The 21,542-nt window shown below is 54.2% G+C and carries 20 protein-coding genes; 10 read left to right on the top strand and 10 right to left on the bottom strand.

The features are described from left to right. Both FEAC_RS15585 and FEAC_RS09365 read left to right on the top strand, forming a co-directional pair. The gene (locus tag FEAC_RS15585; RefSeq protein WP_156099307.1) at nt 1-138 is read left to right on the top strand and encodes a hypothetical protein; all 138 of its coding nucleotides are present in this window, start codon (nt 1-3) and stop codon (nt 136-138) included. Between the two features lie 114 nt (nt 139-252). Further along, a complete protein-coding gene (locus tag FEAC_RS09365) occupies nt 253-1,563 on the top strand; it encodes an IS1380 family transposase (RefSeq protein ID WP_052566149.1) in 1,311 nt (436 codons plus the stop codon). 392 nt (nt 1,564-1,955) lie between these two features. Here FEAC_RS09365 and FEAC_RS09370 read toward each other — a convergent pair whose 3' ends face one another. After that, nucleotides 1,956-2,669 (bottom strand): hypothetical protein, encoded by a 714-nt coding sequence (locus FEAC_RS09370; protein ID WP_035390961.1) that lies wholly within the window; start codon nt 2,667-2,669, stop codon nt 1,956-1,958. Nucleotides 2,670-3,834: 1,165 nt separating this feature from the next. Between FEAC_RS09370 and FEAC_RS09375 the strand changes: the two genes are divergently transcribed. The 8 genes from FEAC_RS09375 (at nt 3,835) to FEAC_RS09410 (ending at nt 11,237) form a co-directional block, all read left to right on the top strand. After that, nucleotides 3,835-5,208, top strand: coding sequence for an AAA family ATPase (locus FEAC_RS09375; protein WP_052566150.1), 1,374 nt, complete (start codon nt 3,835-3,837; stop codon nt 5,206-5,208). A 709-nt stretch (nt 5,209-5,917) separates the two neighbouring features. After that, nucleotides 5,918-6,088 carry a hypothetical protein gene (locus tag FEAC_RS15590; protein WP_156099309.1) on the top strand — a complete coding sequence of 57 codons (171 nt, stop codon included), beginning with the start codon at nt 5,918-5,920 and terminating at the stop codon, nt 6,086-6,088. Nucleotides 6,089-6,464: 376 nt separating this feature from the next. Then, nucleotides 6,465-7,286 carry a TIGR04255 family protein gene (locus FEAC_RS09385; protein ID WP_035390968.1) on the top strand — a complete coding sequence of 274 codons (822 nt, stop codon included), beginning with the start codon at nt 6,465-6,467 and terminating at the stop codon, nt 7,284-7,286. 152 nt (nt 7,287-7,438) lie between these two features. Further along, nucleotides 7,439-7,777, top strand: coding sequence for a hypothetical protein (locus FEAC_RS09390; RefSeq protein ID WP_152623169.1), 339 nt, complete (start codon nt 7,439-7,441; stop codon nt 7,775-7,777). Nucleotides 7,778-7,783: 6 nt separating this feature from the next. Next, nucleotides 7,784-8,209: a hypothetical protein gene (locus FEAC_RS09395; protein ID WP_035390973.1), complete on the top strand. Its 426-nt coding sequence runs from the start codon at nt 7,784-7,786 to the stop codon at nt 8,207-8,209. Between the two features lie 716 nt (nt 8,210-8,925). Further along, complete coding sequence (locus tag FEAC_RS09400) at nt 8,926-9,456, top strand: hypothetical protein (RefSeq protein ID WP_152623170.1); 531 nt, start codon at nt 8,926-8,928, stop codon at nt 9,454-9,456. A 137-nt stretch (nt 9,457-9,593) separates the two neighbouring features. Then, a complete protein-coding gene (locus FEAC_RS09405) occupies nt 9,594-10,394 on the top strand; it encodes a metallophosphoesterase (RefSeq protein WP_052566152.1) in 801 nt (266 codons plus the stop codon). A gap of 90 nt (nt 10,395-10,484) precedes the next feature. Next, complete coding sequence (locus tag FEAC_RS09410) at nt 10,485-11,237, top strand: Fic family protein (RefSeq protein WP_052566153.1); 753 nt, start codon at nt 10,485-10,487, stop codon at nt 11,235-11,237. Here the strand turns inward: FEAC_RS09410 and FEAC_RS09415 are convergent. The 9 genes from FEAC_RS09415 to FEAC_RS09460 all read right to left on the bottom strand — a co-directional run bounded on the left by FEAC_RS09415 (nt 11,201) and on the right by FEAC_RS09460 (nt 21,541). After that, nucleotides 11,201-11,665 carry a hypothetical protein gene (locus FEAC_RS09415; protein ID WP_052566154.1) on the bottom strand — a complete coding sequence of 155 codons (465 nt, stop codon included), beginning with the start codon at nt 11,663-11,665 and terminating at the stop codon, nt 11,201-11,203. The two genes, FEAC_RS09410 and FEAC_RS09415, sit on opposite strands and share 37 nt — an antisense overlap. A gap of 1,233 nt (nt 11,666-12,898) precedes the next feature. Continuing rightward, nucleotides 12,899-13,090 carry a hypothetical protein gene (locus FEAC_RS09425; protein WP_052566155.1) on the bottom strand — a complete coding sequence of 64 codons (192 nt, stop codon included), beginning with the start codon at nt 13,088-13,090 and terminating at the stop codon, nt 12,899-12,901. After that, the gene (locus FEAC_RS09430; protein WP_052566156.1) at nt 13,066-13,347 is read right to left on the bottom strand and encodes a hypothetical protein; all 282 of its coding nucleotides are present in this window, start codon (nt 13,345-13,347) and stop codon (nt 13,066-13,068) included. Before FEAC_RS09430 ends, FEAC_RS09425 begins: the two co-directional genes overlap by 25 nt. 474 nt (nt 13,348-13,821) lie before the next feature. Continuing rightward, nucleotides 13,822-14,550 (bottom strand): IS21-like element helper ATPase IstB, encoded by a 729-nt coding sequence (gene istB / locus FEAC_RS09435; RefSeq protein ID WP_052566157.1) that lies wholly within the window; start codon nt 14,548-14,550, stop codon nt 13,822-13,824. After that, a complete protein-coding gene (gene istA, locus FEAC_RS09440; protein WP_052566158.1) occupies nt 14,544-16,100 on the bottom strand; it encodes an IS21 family transposase in 1,557 nt (518 codons plus the stop codon). Before istA ends, istB begins: the two co-directional genes overlap by 7 nt. A 634-nt stretch (nt 16,101-16,734) precedes the next feature. Beyond that, nucleotides 16,735-17,649, bottom strand: coding sequence for a hypothetical protein (locus tag FEAC_RS09445; protein ID WP_035391459.1), 915 nt, complete (start codon nt 17,647-17,649; stop codon nt 16,735-16,737). A gap of 15 nt (nt 17,650-17,664) precedes the next feature. Next, on the bottom strand, nt 17,665-18,453 hold the full coding sequence (locus tag FEAC_RS09450) for a hypothetical protein (RefSeq protein ID WP_035391457.1): 789 nt from the start codon (nt 18,451-18,453) through the stop codon (nt 17,665-17,667). Further along, nucleotides 18,453-19,238: a TIGR04255 family protein gene (locus FEAC_RS09455; protein ID WP_035391455.1), complete on the bottom strand. Its 786-nt coding sequence runs from the start codon at nt 19,236-19,238 to the stop codon at nt 18,453-18,455. Before FEAC_RS09455 ends, FEAC_RS09450 begins: the two co-directional genes overlap by 1 nt. A 236-nt stretch (nt 19,239-19,474) precedes the next feature. Beyond that, nucleotides 19,475-21,541, bottom strand: coding sequence for a UvrD-helicase domain-containing protein (locus tag FEAC_RS09460; protein WP_035391453.1), 2,067 nt, complete (start codon nt 21,539-21,541; stop codon nt 19,475-19,477). Between the last annotated feature and the right edge of the window lies 1 nt (nt 21,542).

Raw genomic sequence — 21,542 nt, forward strand, 5'->3', positions numbered from 1 at the left:
ATGATTAAAGTGATACTGGTGATGCTCGGGGCATCGGTGTTCTTTGTGCTTGGCGTTGCGCGGCTGCTGATAACTGATAGCATCTCGCTACTTGGGGTGCCTGCCTCTTGCGGTAATCCGTTGGGCTACTTAACCTAGAAGCACCGACCAACTCTGTGAATTGGTCGCCGAAAACTGAAGAAAGTGCCCCCTGAGCTGGTAGAATAGGTGTATAGAAGCATCCCAAACGACCAACAAAGGAGAACACTTTCTGTGACACGATCTTACCAGAACTCAGAGGCTATCGAGGTCACCTTTGACGATGAGAATCTGGTCGCTAATGCTGGACTTCTCTTGGTTTCCACCCTTGCCTCCAAGCTTGGTCTAGATGCTCTCATCTCCGAGCGGGTAGATCTCACCGGTCGAGTGGGTGGGGCCAATCCAGCTAGTAAGTCATTGACCCTCATTCATGCGATGGTGGCGGGTGCCTCTCATATTGACCACGTGGATCTTTTGCGAGCCGGGGCATCTTCGAAGGTGCTTCCCTTTCACGTCGCTGCTCCCTCGACCCTTGGTACCTACCTACGTTCCTTTACCTTTGGTCACGTTCGTCAATTAGATGAGGTGATTGAGGAAGAGCTCACCCGTGCTTGGGCAATGGGCCTGGCCCCGGGAGACGATCCCCTGGTGATCGACATCGACTCTACTATCTGTGAGGTATCTGGTTACGCCAAGCAGGGAGCAGCCTATGGGTATACGAAGAAGCTCGGCTATCACCCACTCTTGGCCGTTCGCTCCGACACCGGTGAGGTACTTCATCAACGGATGCGCAAAGGTTCAGCCAATACACAACGGGGAACCAAGCGCTTTGTTCAAGAGCTCATCGCTAGGTGTCGACGCATCGGGTCGACAGGCAAGATCACCATCCGCTTTGACTCTGGGTACCAATCAGATGCGACGTTGAAGGAGTTAGAACGTCTCGGCATCTCTTACACCATGGCGGTCCATGCCAACGCCAAAGGGATAAAGTCGCTGGTAGAGGACATCGACACCGACTCCTGGGTAGCTATTGACTACACCGAGAACGGTGAGGCCCAAGTAGCAGAGACCACCTATAAGGGGAGACGTCTCATTATCCGTCGTACCCGCCTTATTGGTAACCAGGCCGAGCTCTTTCCTAACTGGAGATACTTCGGATTCGTCACTGACCTGTTAGGTTCAGCTGTTGAGGTGGATCAGTTCCACCGTAACCGAGCACGGATTGAACTCTCCATCAAAGATCTCAAAGAGGGAGCCGGTATGGAACACGTCCCCTCTGGTAAGTTTCATGCCAATGGAGCATGGCTAGCCCATGCGGTGATCGCCCATAACCTCACCCGTCAGGTGAGCTACCTTGGTACCATTACCCCGAGGGAGTCCATGGTCATAGCCCGTACTTTTCGCAACCACTTCATCTCGCTTGTGGGACGACTCGTCAACCGATCGGGCAAGATTACACTGCGCACTCCGGCTCGTTGGCCATGGGCCGGGGCCTTCATGAGAGCACTCTCGACCCTCCGGGCACTCGAACCAGTTCCCATATAGGGAACTACTTCCGACTCGAAAGCGCGGTCGGGAAACACTCTCCATGCGCCCCACAAATGAAACACCAAATCAGATCCTTAACCCATCACGTCCCGACTCGGGTCAGAACCGATCCAGAACCACGGGTCAACTCAGCGGCACAAAATCACAGCCCGAGGGCCACCGACGGACCCCGACACCGGGGTGCGTCGGTGGATCCAGGCTTAACGGGTGCCGACAATGCCTCGGGGGTGGGTCTTTCGTTGTGCCGAGGCCCACTGCGGAACGGTGCAATTGAGGGTATCACCCTCATACTCATCGCGGTGCTCTTCTGCATTTTCGCGTTCGTGCTGTTTATGAGTTCCGCACTAAAGCGGCGTCCAAGTGCTGACCCTGATGAGTTCTCGTGGTAGTTACCGGCGCTTAGCCTCACGAGTTGGTTGTTTGGTTGTGGTAATAAAGAAGTCTGTCCTATAGGTCTTGTGCAGCATTACCTCGCCGCCCAGCATGATCGCTAGGGTGTGCTGCTCTGCGCTGACTGTGACGTGGTTGGGGTCTAACACATCCGCCCCGTCATTGTGGTAGGCGATCTCCATTGCCACTGTGTCATAGTCGGTAAGGTATTCCAGGGTCGTGCCGTGCCGTATGCACCCGTCCACAACTAAGCAATCTACCGCCTCGGTTATTGGAATTACCTCCCACCCACCTATCGAGGTGTGCGCTGTAAATGTCGGCGGTAACAACATCCGCTCGACCTCCGGCGCGGCACCTGGTATGTCTACCTCCAGCACCATTGCCTCGGCAAGTAGGGCAAGTAGAGCAACATCGCTCCACGCTTGGATCACAGCCTCTGGCAACCCTAATTTCTTACTTCTAGCTTGCGCTAGCGTATGTAGCATCGCCATGAGCACATCGGGGGTGTCGGGGCGGACTGGTACAAACTCCACGATCCACCGCCACAGCGCGAGATCGTCGCGGTGAATCCGCAGTGAACCGTTGGCAGCTATCGGCGCGGCCAAGATGGTGATAAGGCTCCGGATGGCGTCGTCAAGCGAAGTGATGGCGCGAGCGTAAGGTTCGACCCAGCCGTCGTCCACATCCAACAACTCAAACCGTGCGATCACCATTCGCTCCTCCTACTGACTATCTATCTGTTTCGTGGCTGTCCGTCTAGTTCTTTGATGCGCTCGGCCCGGTATCTCGACCAATACCTACCACCCTTGCCAGAATGCCAGAGACTTCGGATGGGGATATCAAGGCCGGGAACGTCGTCAATGGGTTAGGGTCAAAACTTAGAGGTCAACGCCTCGGTGATTGTGCTACATTGCCCCCTCCAAGAGAGAAACGCCATCAGTGCACACAACGGCTCGGTCACAAGAGTCTCCCATATTGTCCAGTTGGACTAAGCGCCGCGCTGGGTTCTGGGAATAATCTGGTTGAGTACGCCCATTTCAAAAAAGGTTTGCAGCGCTGGAGATAGGAGTCAGCCGACTTCCCTGTTTTCCGTCGGGTACTGGATGATTTCGAGCGGTGGGAAAAGTGGCGCCGCGTCACTTTTACGCAGCGGGAGGCAAATAAACTCCCAGATAGTGCTCCATCATTGTGTTCTGGTCAATAGGAGCTAGCCGCCTATCTCAAGATCACTGGGGCAAAGGGCAGTCAACAATGTGACGCCGCGTCACTTTTTGGCGGATTCTGGAAGGCAAAGACCCTGGTAGATATGCATCATTATGTTTGGGTCATTGCAGCACCCTTACCATCGCTGGAAGGTCGAGTTGTGAGCCTTCATCAAGACGGGTGCTGCAACTGGGATCTAATCCATTAGCAAGATCCTCATCCAACAACATTTTGTGATACGGCCGCGGCCGCGGCCGCGGTCCGTCATTTCGACAGTTCTGATGGCGTGTACATCTTAGAACGGTGTTTCTGGAACAGATAGGAGGCTGAAGGCTCAGTCTTCTAGTGACAATCTCTCCAACCCAAGCACTCCAAAATCCGCATTCCATCCCCGAAGCATTGTGACCCCAGCACGTCCTCGAGTCGTACGGCTTCTTGGTATCATCCAAGTACCAGTCTGAGTCGTCACGACCGAGCTCGCTCGGCTTGACGCACTTGTGCAACTCTATCCTCCTCTGGAGTCTGTTAGCACAGCTCCAACGTCCACTGACGTCGCGGTAGAGCCAACCAATCACGTAGGCACTCGCGGCCGTTACCCGTCGCACTTTCTTAGTCCCAATCTGGCTGGGTATTACAAGAGGTATCGGATGTTGTTCGAGTGAAGGAGTGGCTGGTATGGCAGATATCGAAGGCATAATGAGAGATCTCGATTGGCAACTGGAGTGGCTGGAGGCCACAGGGCCGTCAAACTTCAAAGACAGTGCTGCCAAGCTCGGCGTCGAGGTCAGATCTACCGATGTGCCTGCAGCGCTCGTAGCCCACTTTGTTCACCTCCTAGAACAGGGCCGAGACGAAGCCTTTGCCCATGTGTTCGAGGAGTTCCTCGACGGCCTCGAGGTAGGGACTCGCCCCTCCGTTCTCACCAAGCCAATCCTCAAGCACCTCCATGAGTGTCTGGAAAGAGATGAGGTCGATTCACCTGAACCGGTTACCAAGCTTGGCGATCCACCATCTGGAAGTCCGTCCTTGTTTGATGAACCTCCAGAGCCCCCTGTCTCTCGGATTGTGGATCGGACTCAGAGCCGCAAGCTTTTTAGTGGCAAGGAGCTAGTACGGGTTATCGCAACAGCGACGACCTATCAGAACGAGACCGCGCGGAACCAGTACGACAAGATCGCGACTGACCTCGGTAAGATCGGTCCCTACCGAGACTTTGGGTTCGCTCCCGATGTACTTAGCGCATTGGATAAGCTCGCCGAAGATCTCCCGAACTTCTCGGCAGTAATTGAACATATCGCAGATGCGATCAACCTGGCGATCACCTCCCAACGTCCCTTGGTTCTTGATCCGATCCTTATTGTGAGTGAGCCTGGTATTGGCAAGTCCTACTTTGTGAATCGACTCCATGAGGTGCTCGGTGTCCCCTCGGCACGGCTCTCCTTTGACAACCTTCAGTTAGGTGGCTCTCTCGCTGGAGCCGAACCAATCTGGTCAACCTCACAACCTGGGATCGTCTTTACTACCATGGCCGCGAGTCACCACTTGAGCCCGATCATCTCTTTGGATGAGATCGACAAGGCCTCGATGCATCATGCCTACGGAGACCCTCTCTCTCCGTTACACACGCTGTTAGAGCCAGAGTCGGCCAGGTACTTCACCGATGGTTGCTTTCCGCTCCCAATAGATGTGAGCCACATCATCTGGATCGCTACCGCAAATCGGCGCGATCGCCTCGATCCACCACTAGCGAGTCGCTTTCTCAGCTTCAAACTTTCACGCCCTACTCCAAGCCAACGTCGTGTCATTACTAGCTCAGTTGTGGCCGCTCTCCTTCGTGACTATGACGGGATGGCCTTTACCGATGAGGTGATCGACCGTATAGGTGAGTTCTCACCGAGACGACAGCGACAACTACTTACCTCTGCCTTGGCAAGGGCACGTAGATGTGGAGAGTCCCGAGTTAGCCTCGGCCTACTCACGGAGGTCATTAACAGAACGGATCTAGACCAACGACCGGGAAAGACCCTGGGCTTTGGAGTGAAGGACTGATCTGCTAGCCACCCTCCCGTACTCACCAGGGGCCGTCCAATGTCTCTTATTGAGAGCGTTCTCGAAACCTATCGGCAGACGCGATGCTGGAGTGGGGATCACGGAGGTCTGCGTGACCTTGGCCAGAGGTCAGGTCTTCGCACCTATGATCCATCGTTTCAACGGTTCACCAGAGTATATGAGCAGTTCAGAACGGTGTTTGTGGAACAGATAGACGTCAACCATAGTTATAGATGCACGGCGACTTCCTGGGGAAAGGAATCACTTGGGGAATGCCTGTACGTGTCAACCGGGCGCCGAATTTGGAGATAAACGGGAGAGCGCCCCACAACTTTCGATGGCCGGCCCTCCCGTCCGCTGCGTTGCATCAGGGCAAAAGGCGAGCATTCGCAGGCTCATCCGTCGTCATCTCATTTCTTTGAAACGACCGTTCCCAAAGATGTAACGCCGCTTACTAACTAGAGACAAGGCTGGCCCAAGAAACTGGCTCAGTGTATCGAGTCGAGGTAGACGTCATGCTCGGGGTCTCTCGGGTTATGCGAATTTTTCTGAGCTCCCCATCTCCTGGGAAATACATAAGGGTAGAAGGTTCACTGCGAGCAAAGGAGAGACATGGCAAACATCGAATCAATACTGGCAAAGCTCGATTGGCGGCTTGAGTGGCTCAATGCACTCAGCCCATCTGACTTCTCCCGTGCGGGGATGGCTATTGGAATGTATCCAGGCATGGCGGGATGCCGCCAGCGAGGTCTATCGGATCTTGGTCGACCATCTCAGGGACGGCCATCCCGAGGAGTTCGTCGAGGGGCTAAAGGAGTTCATGTCAACTATGCAGATCGCGGATTCAAACCATGTCGTTGACCTGATCCTCGCTCTCTAGAACAAGGCGAGTTACGCTGCAGATGGAGTTGTCTCTCAAGATCACGGGGGCAAAGGGCAGTCAACAATGTGACGCCGCGTCACTTTTGGCGGATTCTGGAAGGTAAAGGCCCTGGTAGATATGCATCATTATGTTTGGGTCATACCTCCCCATGAGCCACGATAGGAACGGTACGCTTCAGAAACCTGGGACCAGAAACGCCATATTAGGGACTAGGTTCGTGTGAAGTCGGCCTTTGAACTTGGTCAAGTCCAGTAACGCTCCAATTCAGCAAGCGGGTTTCCGCGTCGGCAACGCATTACCTGATGGACCGTGGTAATGTAGAAGACGTGTTGGGTTTCACTGCTGGGTCTCCGAAAAGGCGTCTAACGGTCGTATGAGCAACACCGGTTCTGTTCTGCCCGAGTATACCAAACCTCCTGTGGTTGAGGTTGTGTTTGCGGTTGTCGTTGGGCCGTCGGCACTCTCGGTGGTAGACCTGGCAAAATTTGGCATAGAGTATCTCGACGATGACTTTCCTATACACACAGAGCATCCCCCTGTATCGGTGATAGGGTCTTCTAACCCGGTGGGGTCCATCGCTCCAGCGCTTTCTCTTCTGGCCGGAACACCCCCAGTGCGTTTGTGGTTTCAATCCGAGGACAAGGCACGACTGGTTCAGCTCCAGCGCGACTGGCTCGCCTGCAATTGGCAGGGATCACCAACCAATGTGTCATACCCACATTACTCAGCCAACGAGGAGTTCTTCTTCAAGACTTGGGATTCTTATTCGCAGTTCGTCCAAAGTACAGCGGACACGTCGTTGGCAGTGACCATGTGTGAGCTGACTTACATCAACCACATCGTCCCGGAGGATCTCAAGACGAAAGGTGGTGAACTCAGTAGGGTGATCCGATTGGCGGGCAAAACGACTGAATTCTTGCCGGACCCAGAAGACGGACAATTGGCATTTCGATACCGTATAAGTCTCGAGGGCCAAGACATAGGATGGCTACGGGTCCAGGCTACACAGGGATTTCGGTTAGACGATCGCTCTCCGATAATTCAGCTGCAGTTGGTGGCCCAAGGCGCACCGCTTGGTTCAGGACGTGACGGTATGCTTAGGTTTTTCCGATTGGCGCACGAATGGATTGTTAACGGGTTCGCAGCCGTCACGACAGAAACGGCTCAGGACTTGCTATGGGAAAGGAAACGGTGACTCCAATGCCCTATCGAGGAGGGACACTGACAGACGACAGGATTCAGCCTGCACAATACCGAACGTTTCCCTCGACTTATGAGATCTACTTGTCGGATGCAGGATCGGTACACGATCAGAGCATGCAACAAGCTTGTTGGTGGAGTGTATCGGTGTCCGATCGTTTGAACGAATTGGAACGTTTGGCCCCAGGGTGGGACGGTTGCAATGCCATTCCTCCTGACCGCAACTACCTTTCAAGGGCACGGGATTTTCTATCATCGGACCTGATTTCAGGCATTGCACCTGGGCCAGACCTTGTTCCCACCTACGATGGAGGTCTGTTGATCGAGTGGCACACCGAAGTCATCGATCTCATAATCGAACTAGGACCCGCGGGAAACACTTTCTATGTCCGCGATAGCGAAACGAACACCGAAGTCGAAGCTGCTCTTGGCGATTCCATGGAACAGCTTGCTTCAGCCTTCATGAAACTAGGGCTCGGGAAATAACTTTCAGTGGCATGCGGAGCCGAATTCGGTAGTGTTGCGGCAAATGACCGAGCGCTGCGGCGCGTTCCGCCTCTGCTCGTGGTCTCAGATCCCAAGGTTCCCGGTGGTCGACGCGCTTCGGCGGCGGCATTCACCGATGACAGCGATGGTTCGCCGATGTCGGCCTATCTTCAATCAGTTGTAGATTGCATCGGCTTGACAAAGGAACATGTGGTTCACGAGAAGGAACCCGGTTGGGCAGTCGCAGCCATTCCAGTAGAGACTCTGATTGCTGAGGAGCAGAACATTGAACGCGATCCGATCACGGCACCTCCAGAGCCGCATCCGTGTGATCCAGCTCACGCATTAGTTCGCGGCAACAAGAACCCAAAGGGGCGTCGTGACCGAATCGCACAAGTGTCTCCCTTGGTTCACATAGTCACGAAACGCTAGGAAGCCTGGGCCACGATCAGTGCCTCTATATTCCCAGACACTTCCAATGAGACCCAAGCTTGGCTTACTGCCTAGATCGTTAACAACTCGGGCTGCTGCTTCGTGAGAGCGAGATTGGAGCGAGCTCCTCCACTCTTGACGACCTGCTAGCAGCGCGAAGCCACCGCCAACCATAGATCCAATGAACGCACTTCCAGCAGCAATAGCCGTCTGCTCTACAACGCCCTTATTATCCAAATGTTACCGGCCGGATTGGGGGTCGCGATCATCCAAACCCACGAACGATGCGCGGTCGACCGGTTGCTCCAAATGCTCGATCGGCTCGTATCCGCAGTTAAGGCATCGGCTCGAAATTACTGCCCGATGGACTGGAAGCGCAAGCATTCTTGCAGGAGTGGAGATCACCTCAGCACTATGCCTCAACGCTCAGCTTGGATCGCGGAATTAGGCACGTTGTGCTGTGCACTGCGTTCTTTGGGGAAGCCCATGCGGAGAATCCGCGTCATGTGACAAGAGACAGCCAATCCTCACAGTTGAAATATCCGCCGTCCATAGAAGCCGATCGCGTTGCGAATCCTTCCATATCAACGAAGGCGCGTTGTCAATCTACAGCTCTATAATTGCAAAGAACGCACCACGTAAGGTTGCACAGCACTGGAGAGTGATACGTTGTGAGCTGGAGTGACTGGGCAAGCTTTGTAATGGCGGCTGCCACTATGGTATTAGCTATTTTTACCTGGATATCTGCTTCGGCCTCCCGGAAAGCTGCAGATGCCGCCACGAAGGAGGCGTCTGCTACTAGCGACCTCGCTCAACAAGCTCGCGAAGATAGGGAACTAGTTTGGGGGGCTATCTTGAATATTCAAGTTACATGTGTTGGTAATTCTGGTAAGGGTTGGGCTGAACTCGTAATTACCAATTACGGGAATGGGCCAGCGCTCGAGTGTACGCTTTGGGGATACTTTAGCGATCAGGGTCTCTGGGGAACCAAGAAGAACCTTGTTATCGCGGCGCGCGATAACAGCAGCCAAAAACTTGAACTAGATAGATCAAAAGAGAGTGACGACGAGTTTCCTGATGAGGTTTTCACGTTCCATGAAAGGAAGGATATAGACAGAGTTGGCAACATTTTTATTGCCACGTACAAGGATGCGCTTGGGAATTATTACCGTGTTGCACAAGGAGAGTTACCTGAAAAAGCGTCCACCAAAGATCGCCCCAGTCGTGGCTGGACAGACTATGTCTAATCGGCAACTCCAAAGGCCTCTTCCAGCATCACACCTATTCGTTACCAGCAACCGATTCCACACGGAGTTCAAGGCCGTTAGCACTCACTGCCGACCCTTAGGCAAGTCCAGAATCTCTGGCTCCATACACTGATCACATGGCAACCCTGGAACCCGACAACAGCACAACCTTCCTCGCCATCGGCGATGTCCATGGTCACTGGGACTGTGTGATTGAGGCGATAGCTCTCGCTGAAGCGATCCTTGGGAAGCTACCTGACCTTGTCCTCCAAGTGGGAGACGCTGAGCCACACCGAAACGAGGAGGATCTAGCTGGGTGTCATACTCCGAAGAAGTACCGTTCACTTGGAGACTTCTCTGCTCTTGGTCAAGGAGATATCCGCTCACCTGTGTACTTCATCGGTGGGAATCATGAACCCTATGTAGCTCTCGATGCATTACCTGGACCCTTTCCTACTCCTTGGGGAGATGACCTATCGGTGTATTATCTCGGGAGAGCTGGAGCGACAATACTCGAGAACAGACTAAAGGTTGCCTGGCTTTCTGGGATATCGTCCCCTAATGCTGATCCAGGTCTGCGATCCGAGTCGATACGGGCTCGAACCTACTTCTCGCGTGAGGAGGTAGTCACCATACTCCAAGAGGCGTCTCGTCTTGGCGAGATTGATGTCCTCTTAACCCATGACTGGCCAAGTGATCTGCGTGTTGGCCGCGGTAACGATTCAACCAGAGATCTCATCGAGGCCATTAGGCCGACGCTACACCTTTGTGGTCACATGCACGCTGGGTTTGAAGGAACAATCGGCACTACCATCGTCAATGCTTTGAATGCGGTACCACCAGCGACAAAGAAGCAGGGTCGTGATCGGTTTGGATGGTGGAGGCTCTATGAGCGAGATGAGTTAGGTGAGATTCGGTGTCTAGATGTGGGGAGATAACGGTGTTGTTTCTCTCGGTGGCACAAAGATAGGATCTATCTACGCAACCGTCGACATTTAGCCGAATTGGTCGGGTCTTGGAGGGTTCGGATGGAAGCAGTACTTGAGCGCGTGATCGCCAAGCACAGGCAATTGCTCAGTTTGCCTCCGCTGTCTGTAGGGAGTCCACAGGGCCTTCGCAATGACTTTATGGTCCGCTATGTATATGAGACCACGGCTCTAGAGGGCAACTCTCATACTTTGGAGGAGACCAGGACGATCGTCCAAGATCGCATGACCGTCGGCGGTAAACTCCTTAGAGAACACTTTGAAGTAGTCAACATCCACCATGCCCTCTTCTGGCTAGAGGACTTCATCGCCTCTGGCAAACCCATCAGTGAAGAGGTGATCCTTGAGTTGCACGCAATTGTAATGGATCGAATTCGTGGCCATGACGCAGGGGCTTATCGACGACAGCCGATTCGTATTTCGGGATCCCCTCATATCCCGCCTCACTGGATGACGGTGCCAACTGCGATGGGAGGGTTGATTGAGCGCCTAGATCGAGGGCCAGGGAACGAGGATCCAATCACGTTCGCAGCCCGCGCTCACATCGAGTTCTCCCGGATCCACCCATTTACAGGCGGTAACGGGACAATGGCTCGGCTATTGGTCAACCTGGTGCTTATGCGTTTCGGATATCTACCAGCTATGTACCGCGTTTCGGAGCGTAACGAGTACATCAGCGCTCTCGGGCGAGCCTACACAGACGGCGACGATACTGAGTTCATAACCGTTACCGCAAAGGCGGTGGAGGTCATGATCGATCAACGCTTGGAGTTAGCATTTAGATCTAGAAGTTGACCATTGCGTTCGTATTTGACGACCCCCTTGCCAATACGAATCTTGCGGCGCAACCTCGAGCTGCCTATCTCATAACAGATCCAGGCTGGTACTTGGGTGGTTCTGCGTTCGTTATAGGCACGCACTGCGCTGTTTGCCCGTGGTTCTACGCCAAGCTTTCGGAGCAACTCGGGTACCCAGACTTCTGGCACTTCGACTGGGCCGGTGATTTCGTTCCCGGTGATAGAGCTGATTCGGCGCTTTGAACGGACATAGATCCCATAGCCAACCCTCACGAGTTGGCCATCGGCAATCATCGCACGAATAGCATTGTCTACACCTGAGCGTGACTTGCCACAAGCCGAGAACTCAGAGCGCAAGAACGCCGACTCAGACTCGTGCTCGACAAGGTAGCTTTCAATTTGGCTACGGATCGTTGGACCAGACACATTTTGAGCTTATACCAGCCCACCAGATCCTCTTCGGATCTTGTTGTGATGGTTGGCACAAAGTGGGTTAGATACTTCTTCCATCTTTCGTTGCTTATGGGTTCTAGCAATCGGACAACAGAGCCAACCTGGCGACACCTTGGAAGTTCATCGGCTCGCCTAGGCCGACCGTCAGATCGACCTTGAATACCTGCCTCTGTTCATTTCCCTTGCTCATCATCGGTGGCCAGTACAGGCGTTCAGTAGCTTTAGTAGGATCATGGTATGGGAGAAAAGAGAACTGGAAGTGACGGAAGCCGTCAGTGTATTTGCTGGAAGGGGCTGTTATAGATCCTAGTAGCTGTCTATTCAACTGGGGTAGCAATAAGTTAAAGTAACCTCGATTCACTTTCTCGCTTGTGTCACCTCCTCTTCAAGTAGATCGATGACGGCGATTGGTTCCTCACACGAGGGGCAGTACCCTCCTATTCCCACACGGGTCATGAAGGTGTGGCACTCCGAGCAGCGTTGTTCTCCAAGGGATCGTTCACCGCAGGAATTGCACACATAGACGGTGAACTCTCGACGTGAGCGTGACTTGGGGACTGTAGCTGGTGGGATACCTCCCATGTCGCGACGTCGTCGATAGGCAAGAGCCCGACAAGCATCCGAGCAATAGGTTCTTCTCCCTGATAGGCCGAAGCTATCCCCACAGACGGGGCACGTTATCGTGACGCTATCGTGACACAACGAGGATCCATCGGTCATGGGGCACTCGTCAGGTTCGAATCAGGCTGTGTAGTGGTGGACTTTGATGCTGGCGTATCCGGGTTTGTCGGAACAAGTGACGTAGAGGCGACTGGCTCCCAGTTCCGGGTGTTACCTAAAGTGTAATGCCTCCTACCAGGAAAAATAAGGACGACAAAACCTAAGCATCCGACGATGCGAGCTGGTCTTTGCGTTGTGAGATGCTCTGGCCTAGGCAACCCTCTCGGTTACGGTGACCTCAAACCCGAGAGCTTCAATCCGCTTGCTCAGTCGCTTTACCTGAACAGTTGGATCGTTGTGGCTCTCGAAGTAATTGGCACCTGTTTCTTCAGATGTACAAAGGATAGCACAAGCATTACATGCATCTGTGGTGTGCGCTAGCTCATCAGGACTAAAGTGTAATGCCTCCTACCAGGGGAAATTAGGACGACAAAACCCAAGCATCAGACGATGCGAGAGTGGTCTAGGTGTTGTGAGCCCTTAGGGCTATGCGACCCTTTCGGTTACGGTGACCTCGAATCCGAGAGCCTCGATCCGCTTGCTCAGCCGCTTTACCTGAGCTTCTGGATCGTTGTGGGTCTCGAAGTAATTGGCACCTGAATCTACAACTGTACAAAGGATAGCACAAGCATTACATACATGCGAGGTGTGCGCTAGATCATCTGGACTTTGATCCATCGCTTGGGATTCTTGGCCTTGGCCTCCTCATAGACCCTGACTCGATTGGCGAGGATCGCAACATCTTCGCCGTTGTGCTTCTGGTTCGGGGTCACAAAGTTCAGCCCGGAGTGATGGTGCTCCTCGTTGTAGAACTGGACGAATCCCGCGATCCAGACCCTTGTGCGTATTCCTGCGAAGTGTGCCACCTGTTCTCGCTGAAATGTGCCACCTGTTCTCGCTGAAATGTGCCACCTGTTCTCGCTGAAATGTGCCACCCCCTAGAGGGTGCGAGACGGACTGTTTGAAGTGTATATCTGATGGGTCGAGAATTGGCTCCTTTCGATTGATTTTTGTGCACCCTGAAGATCGGAGTTCTACTCCTCTTGGATGGTTGTATCCTCAGTTGAGAAAATCGTTGAGCCGACTAGCGAGACGCTGTGCACCATCTCTGGTCTGACCGATGACAACGATCAGTTCGTCGTTGTCGCGACGTAGCTTGACCATCCACGACCGGTCCTCTCTTCGATTTCTTGTACTAGCGGAACCGAAGTGCACCTCTACTATGACCGGTCCTCTCTTTCGTCGTCGATGAGCAGCTACACGACAAGCGGCCGAGCAGTACCGTGCCGGTCTTCCTCTGGGTTGTTCGTCCAGTATCTGATCGCATCCCGGCCCCTCACAAATCTTTGACAACGATGGTTTCGTAACGTTACGTAATGGCTCCTGGGTTTGTTCTGGGCGGCTCACACTCATGACTTCTTTGTCCTCATGGAGGTCCCGTTCATCTGGATAATGTGAGCGTTACACAGGAGGCGATCGAGAACAGCATCAGAGAGTGTCGGATCCCCAAGTGCCTCGTGCCATGAGTCAACGGGAAGTTGTGAGGTGACGATGGTCGACTTGCGCTCAGATCGATCCTCTAACACCTCGAGTAGATCCGACGGTTCGCTCCCCGTAAGTGGGGTGAGTCCGAAATCGTCTATGACTAGTATCTCAGCGCGTGAAAGGCTCTGTAGTACCTTCAGATACCTTCCATCACCTCTGGCGATGGCTAGATCCGCAAAGAGAGCTGGTGCCCTCCGGTACAGTGCACTATGGCCAGATCGAATCCCAGCGTAGGCAAGTGCACACCCAAGGTAACTCTTACCTATTCCAGTTGGACCGGTGACCAGAATGTTCTGGTGTGCATCTACCCAGTGAGATGAGCTAAAGCCCATGATCATCGAACGCTCCAGTCCCCTCGGGGTGTGAAAGTCAAGATCCTCAATGCTGGCTTGATGTCTGAGCTTGGCAGCTCTAAGCCGGGTAGCGAGCCTTCTGGCCTCTCGATCCATTGCCTCCCGGTCTACTAACATTGCGAAGCGTTCCTCAAAGCTGAGCTCGAGGTATTGGACACTCTCTAGCTGCTCTCGAAACGCGTCTGCCATCCCCTTTAACCCAAGGTCTGTCAGGGTTGTCATCGTCTGGTTGTTCAACATGTCACGCTCTCCTGACCCCCGGCAAGCAGTGCCTTGTAGTACTCGGTCCCTCTGATGTTTGGATGCTCAATGGGTGGCGGTCCAGCCGGTGGCGTGAGTGCGACGGCATCGAGTCCGTTCTTCAAGATAGAGACCACGCTCTTGTACAGGGGGCTATGGATCGCTATTGCTCTTTCACATGCCGCCTCGACTCGCTCAGGGGTATAGACCTTCGATGCCAGGTTGAAGATGCCTCTGCACTGGTTAAAGCCTTGTTCTGGGTAGTGCCTCCCGGACATGATCGTCTCACAGACCACCTGGGTACTTGGCCCTATCGTCCGAGCCCAGGCGAGGATCCTTGCCGGGGTCCATGATGCCTGGGCCTGGTGACTCGAGGGCATGTGCGCAAAAGAAGTCTGGTACTGACCCTTCCTCTCGCATCGTCGGTGACTCGCTATGCGCACTCCAGCCGAGAAGATCTCCACTGTGGTTCTGGTAACCCGTACATCAAGGGTCTGTCCAACCAGATCGTAGGGAACCGAGTAGTAGCCGTCTAGGACCCGTACGTGGTAGTTCATCTGGACTTTGAACCTTTTCCACTCCGCATATTCGTACGCCATGGCCGGCAGAGGATGCATCGCCGGCCTATCCACAGCTTCGAACACGCTCTTTCTGGTCCCCTCCCGCCTTTGGAACCCTTGAGCGTTCAGATCCACTAAGAGATCGGCGATTGCCTGGTTGAGTTCATACAGGGAGAAGAATCTGACGTTGCGAAGCCTGGCGAGAATCTGGCGTTCAACGATCAGGACTCCTCCTTCAACGGCGGCCTTATCTCGAGGCTTTCGGGGTCTAGCTGGCAGAATCGTCACCTCATAGTGCCTGGCCCACTCCAGGTAGCTCTCGTTGAACACCGGGTCGTACTTGGACGGCTTGATGACCACCGCTTTGGGGTTGTCTGGAACGACACACATGGGAACCGCTCCCATGTGCTCGAATGCTGCTGTTCCTCCAGCGGTCCATGACTCGGCCTTCTGGTTGGCAAACGCTTTGGCAAAGATATAGGAGCTCGCTCCCATCACCGAGACGAAGAGCTGAGCTGCGAAGTTTACCTCACCAGTGTGGTCGTCCCAGATCGGGACCGTATCACCGGCAAAGTCACAGAAGAGCTTCTCTCCGCCGCGATGCTCAAAGTGCATGACCACTTCATTGATCTTCTTCCATTCTCGGTAGCGAGCACAGAACCGTGAATAGCTGAGCCCATTTGGATTGCGCTCCTTGTACTCAAACCAGAGAAGCTGAAGGGTCAGGTGATTATGAGCCTGTATCTCGGTGGCCACCTCCTGCCAGTTGGGAATCACGGGCGTACTCTTTGTTGTCTCAACCGCGGCGAACAACAACTGCTCCAGGGCTTGTACGTCCATGCCCGCTGGAAGTGGCCAGCCAATCTCGTGCTCTGCTGCCTTCTCAAGATATCTCGTCACTGTCGTCCTAGACATCCCCGTCTCCCGGCTGATTACCCTGGCACTCTTGCCCTGCGCACTGAGGCGCAGTACCTCTTCGATCTTTCTCATTGGTATCCTCCTATTGGGCATGTGGCATCCTTTCTGTGGTTGGTTTTGAGTCACCACATAAGGATGCCACAGCCTCTTTGCATCCATTGTTCCTGAGTCCTTCTCGCACCCTCTAGGGGGTGGCACATTTCAGCGAGAACGGGTGGCACATTTCAGCGAGAACGGGTGGCACATTTCAGCGAGAATACACAATCAGGCATTGGTCAGTATCTCCAGTCGCGCTACCGTTACCGGTTACCCGCGACACTAGAGATCAAGTCAACAGCGGCTCCGGAGCACTAACACAAATAGAGCAGATGCCTGTGAACAGGTTGTTACGCTATGGCTTTGGTCAGAAAGCCAGCGCGGCATCAACTGTCCTCCTTACGACCGTCGTACTCGACCTCTAGGGCCAGCATGGAGGGGCCGTGCAAATGGAAGCCTCTAGCAGTAAGCCGCTCAAATATTTGTACTTCATAACCGTCAACCCCGGGGGTTGTTCAAGCGACTGTGAAACGCCGCGTCGTGTCCGAGCGCTTATTGGCAGCTAAACGCCTGGGTGGTGAACCGTGGTATATATTGGTCTTCGTTATTGATATTTTGCCAGGGTTGACGCTTACTAGTGGACTCGAGTCCCGCCCTTCAGGATCATTGTTCAGTCTGGACTGACGTTGGGCAGCGGAAGGTGGGTAAGCCGTCTGTACTCGACCGCCGAGTAGTTCTCATCAAGCACCTTGAAATCCAACGCCTGTAGCGTGATTCCAGTCGCGGCGGCCTGTTGTCGACATCTATCCCACCATCGGCTCCACCATTCCATCTGGGCTCCGTCCAGAGGTGCGGTCGAAACGACAACGATTTGCACGTTAGACGGGCTGAGCCGACTGTCCATCAGCACTCCGATCTCGGGAACCATCTCATCCATGCGGTTAAACTCCACTCGGTCGACCCGCTTCAACTCACGCAGGGCTTGGGTCAATGGATCCTGGATGGTGGTTATGAACGATCCCGCGAAAGCCGGTCGTCCGCTGAGGAGCGCAAGGCGATCGCCCACGCGCTGGCGCAGTTCTTCGCTCTCGAACCCATCAACCCTCGCTTGACGTACTAGCCATCCCTTCTCCACAGGGAACGAGATGCGGAAGTCAGCGACGTAGAAGCCAGGCGTGACCGCCGGGACGTGCAGCCAAGAGCGACGGAACCGTCCCTCGCGTAGTAGCTTCTTCTCGCCCGAGTTGAGCGGTTCATCCATGTTGTAGACGGGTATGACTTGCGCCCAGGGCCATCCAGGAGGAGTGGCGTCCTCCTCGACGAGATCACACGTTTGAGTCGTGATCATTCCGTAGGGCGGCGTGAGTCCCTCGGGGAAGTGGATGACTTCGGGCATAACTGGATCACCGGACGCGATTAGCTCCTTAGCAAATCGCACGCTCTGCTCCCATACAGGTGCTCTGGGATCCGCCAGGTATGCCATCGGTGGGTCTGCCACGAGATCACCCTGCCTGAATCGTCGGAGTGCAGAAAGGATTCCATCTGGCCAGTCGTTAGCCGATTCAGGTACTCCTGCTCCAATCACGGTACTCCCCTTTGGTTAAGACCGGCTCCGCACACGCCGCACAGGACTAGAAAAGACGTCCGGACTATGAGCAACAACCCGCTGTCCCTCTTCCTCGAAGTCGAGGGCATGAAGAAGGGCGACTGTGGGCTCTTCGAACAGGATCGTGTTCGCCTCTGCGACCACGGACCGTAGTCCTGCGTCGTCCGCCAGACGTTCACGTCGGCTGATGCCGCCTGGTCCAGTGTCGGCCAACCAGAGCCGCACGCGCTCCGTGCCCATCGCGCGGTCCAATGACCCCAGGAGTGCATGAAGATCGAAGAGTCGGCGCACGGTCGCCGGGTACGGGTCCATGCCCTCTCGCCAATTTTTAACGGACCTGGAGGAGTAGCCAGCTAGCGCCGCTACTTGATCCTGGCCGATGGCCAGCCAGTCCTGGATGTCGGAAACAGCTGCAAGCGCTGCCTCCGCGGGCGACGACATGACTGGTTCGATCGGAGTCGGCGTCCACGGTCGCATATCACCGATGACATCGGGAAGTTCCGACCGCACCAGAACCCAATTGCCTTCGGAAACGTCGTCAGTGGTTTGGCTGAACGGATGAGAGATAGCGGCGAGCCGCTCGGCGAGTAAGTTTTGGGTTGTAACGGCTGTGGCTGTGATGAGGGCACCGAAAATACCCCAGTCTACAGAGCGTTTCGGTAGCCGTTCAAGGCCAACACTCTCAACGGTCTCTCGAGATTTGGCAGTGCACAAAGGGGTGAAGTCGAACAATCTCGAGAAAGCCTCGTCCTCTTCGGGGTGAGCAAGAGTGGTCTGGAGCATCAAGCATCGCCTCGCAGGTATCCGAATAGCTTTTCCGTAACGGATGCTTGGAAAACCGCCAGCGCTAGCGTGTGGAGGCGCTCGGTACAGTTACGGATACTATCTGAAGAGAATGCTCTACCACCAGACCGCGAGCAGTCGTGATCGAGAACGTAGTGCCACACGGAATCGTCAGGGGAGCCTTCTGGAACACAACCATGACGCAGGAGCACTTCCATATCGTCGCCACCGTCAAGCTGGAGCACCTGCTGGCATGCCTTGATCGCCGGTGCGAAGGCGCTGTGAAGGGCGGGACCCAGCAGACGATCGTCGATCCAGCCTTCCCAGCCCTCGGGAGAATGGATAACCGGATCCTTGACGCGATCGATGAACCGCAACCCAACGCGCTGTTCGAGGCTCGGATCGAAAGCAGACACCACCAGCAGAACGAGTTCATTGAGGCGGGTGGAAAAATCTGCCCAGTCGGTGTACGCGCGGGTCTCCAGCGCGAAGAACTCCGGCATGAGCACCACCGTCCATGCCCCATCCGTGGAGCGGAAGTTCCACCCATGCTGCTGTTCAGACGCAGTAGACATGCCCGATGTACCGCCTAAGATGTTGAGGGCGATCCCGGCGGCCTGGTCGAGAACCGGGTACTTGCCCCCCAATCTTTCTTGGACCTCAAGTGCTCGCCTAGTGTCGGTAACTGCGAGGTTCCGCTCGTACCGGATCTGACACACGACTAACTCCAGCGGAGAGCGCTCAAGTTTTTCCATCGATGGCTCTGGCAGTTGCAGCCCAGGCATCCAGCAACACCTCGTTTCTGTTCATGCTGGCCCGGCTTGGACATTCGTCCCAGCGTAAGCACAGTTGCGGGCAAGTTGCAGTATAGTCCCTCCACTCCGGAGGTGAACCCAGGTGCTGAGAGTAGAGCGAGACTCCCAATGCGTAAAACCTCTACGGCTGTTGCGGTATCTCTTAGCAGCCATGCAGTACTGTATGCGGAGAGCTCCATTCAGCCTTCATTTCGTCGCCGGATTAACTACGTAAAATCCTGGTACTGCCATCCCTCCAAAGGAACTTCATGGAACCTGGGCAAGCCACTCAAACACAACATCGCGTAGGCTCTGCGCGCCCGAGTCTCAGCAACATACGACTGCGAACCTGCCGCGACATCGCCATTGGAAGAAGCGGCACAGCGATCGACATGTTCCGGGCGAGGGATGCGCTCCCCATGGTAAGCAATCACAACATCCACAGAATCACCTTTCGAACTCTCTGGCGTTTTAATCTGAACTACCGAAGTAGACAGCTCAAGCTCCTTGGGCTGCCAGTTCTCCCGCCTATCGCGAATGAACGCAGCTACCTTGCCAGACAATACTTCCGCCCCCCATGTTCTTAATAGATCGAGGATCCATAAGTCACGTGTACTTCCCCGGCTCGTAGCTTTGCCCGACAAGAGTAGGACGCCTTGCAAGTCCGCTACACTATCTATTACAGGAGTCCGACTGTCGGTATTACTAAACTGCTGTACCAAATACCTCGAACCTTCAAGGTACTCCCGACCGCACGCCGTCAGCTTTGGATATCTTGCAATGTCCTGAATGACCTTCACTAGTCGCGAACTCACCTCACGTCGCGATTGCGTTACGCCTAGAGTTCCTAGATTGTACATCAACACTTTGAAGCAAAACCTAACCTCCCGTTCCGATATCTTATCCATACCAGCAACCCATCTGATTTTTTGCTTCGTCAATAACGCCCTTAGCTGTGCCACAGGTTCTCCCCCAAACTCAAACCAGCTTTCTACCGCCATTACAGTCTCACTCTCATATGGATTTTCCTGAGGCTTGACATGTATTGCATCTATCCCCCGAAGTTGAAGTCCCTTTTCCACTTCCCTAGCTATGCGATTGGTCGGCACCAAGACTGTCACACTTACATCAGTAGGGGCCCTCTCAATTCCTCCAGCTGTGTTCCCACGTTCTACGCGCTCCCAAAAGCGCACAAACTCGACTGGAAGACGACCCACAATCGAAACATTATAACTCGCTCGCTTGCAGTACATTAAGGCGCACAGTAAAGCATCCATCAACTGTTGTTCACAAAGCCACACCGTTACCAATGGTTCTGGCCCACTCGGACAATCCTTAGGAGTACGTGCAGGCAACGACCCCATCCCTGAAGCTTGCTGCAATGAATTCGCACCAGTTACCAACTCAGGAGTGGAACGCAAATTCAACGTAAGTGCCCGCTCCTCAAAAACAACCCCTGACCTCCGAAAGAAGGCTGCTGGGTTACCAACGGCTCCACGAAACGTCATCACCGCCTGACCAGGATCTCCCAGCCCCACCAAGCGGGGGCCTTGGGGCAGACGGCTAAGAGCGATGAGTGGAGAAAGGTCGCGTTCTGAACAGTCTTGGAATTCGTCAACTATTATGAGGTCGAAACATCGACACAGCAACTCCGCCACCCGAGTAGCTTGACCCACCACTAACCGACTCCATACAGCAGGAAGAATGATATGGTCGGCCAACGCCTTCGCTTCCATAGCATTGATATAAGGCGTCATGAACTCCTGATAAATGCGTGATAACGCCTGCGATCTAGCCAAGAGGTCTAGAATATGGATCAACCTATGCTGAGCTTGTTCGTCGCTCCAAAGACCTGCTTCTCCACCCCTTCTAATCATCTCCTCCCCGCCGACAGCGACCAGCAGAGAATATTGCTCCGTGGGGCCCGCCAATCTATATTTATTAAAATCAGGAACGAGTTCTCGTATTCCTCCAAAGAGCATGCTATCGAATGTCTGCACCCTCAAGCTGTTCCCTAAAAACGCACTAGGCGTAACCATCTTGAGCTTAAGGTCATGGCGCTGAGACAGTGCCGACACTATCTCCTTGAGCCCATTTCGGGAGAAACTGAGGGCTAATACACGTGTAGCGGCTTGACTTTCACCACAAATAAGGCTAGCTACAGTCGACGTTTTCCCTGTTCCAGCCTTCGCTGTTGCAATGAGCGTCCGTGCCGTAGAGGCGACCCTAATGACCGTAGATTGCTCATTCGTTAAGGTAATCCCATGACTTTGTCCACAACTATTGCCATGCATG

Origin of the sequence: Ferrimicrobium acidiphilum DSM 19497, assembly GCF_000949255.1 — a bacterium.
Classification (GTDB): Bacteria; Actinomycetota; Acidimicrobiia; order Acidimicrobiales; family Acidimicrobiaceae; genus Ferrimicrobium; species Ferrimicrobium acidiphilum.

Coding starts and splice junctions, on each gene's coding strand:
- FEAC_RS15585 (WP_156099307.1), top strand. CDS start 1: ATGATTAAAGTGATACTGGTGATGCTCGGGGCATCGGTGTTCTTTGTG.
- FEAC_RS09370 (WP_035390961.1), bottom strand. CDS start 2,669: ATGGTGATCGCACGGTTTGAGTTGTTGGATGTGGACGACGGCTGGGTC.
- FEAC_RS09375 (WP_052566150.1), top strand. CDS start 3,835: ATGGCAGATATCGAAGGCATAATGAGAGATCTCGATTGGCAACTGGAG.
- FEAC_RS09385 (WP_035390968.1), top strand. CDS start 6,465: ATGAGCAACACCGGTTCTGTTCTGCCCGAGTATACCAAACCTCCTGTG.
- FEAC_RS09400 (WP_152623170.1), top strand. CDS start 8,926: ATGGTATTAGCTATTTTTACCTGGATATCTGCTTCGGCCTCCCGGAAA.
- FEAC_RS09405 (WP_052566152.1), top strand. CDS start 9,594: ATGGCAACCCTGGAACCCGACAACAGCACAACCTTCCTCGCCATCGGC.
- FEAC_RS09410 (WP_052566153.1), top strand. CDS start 10,485: ATGGAAGCAGTACTTGAGCGCGTGATCGCCAAGCACAGGCAATTGCTC.
- FEAC_RS09425 (WP_052566155.1), bottom strand. CDS start 13,090: ATGGATCAAAGTCCAGATGATCTAGCGCACACCTCGCATGTATGTAAT.
- istB (WP_052566157.1), bottom strand. CDS start 14,550: ATGTTGAACAACCAGACGATGACAACCCTGACAGACCTTGGGTTAAAG.
- istA (WP_052566158.1), bottom strand. CDS start 16,100: ATGAGAAAGATCGAAGAGGTACTGCGCCTCAGTGCGCAGGGCAAGAGT.
- FEAC_RS09450 (WP_035391457.1), bottom strand. CDS start 18,453: ATGCTCCAGACCACTCTTGCTCACCCCGAAGAGGACGAGGCTTTCTCG.
- FEAC_RS09455 (WP_035391455.1), bottom strand. CDS start 19,238: ATGCCTGGGCTGCAACTGCCAGAGCCATCGATGGAAAAACTTGAGCGC.
- FEAC_RS09460 (WP_035391453.1), bottom strand. CDS start 21,541: ATGCATGGCAATAGTTGTGGACAAAGTCATGGGATTACCTTAACGAAT.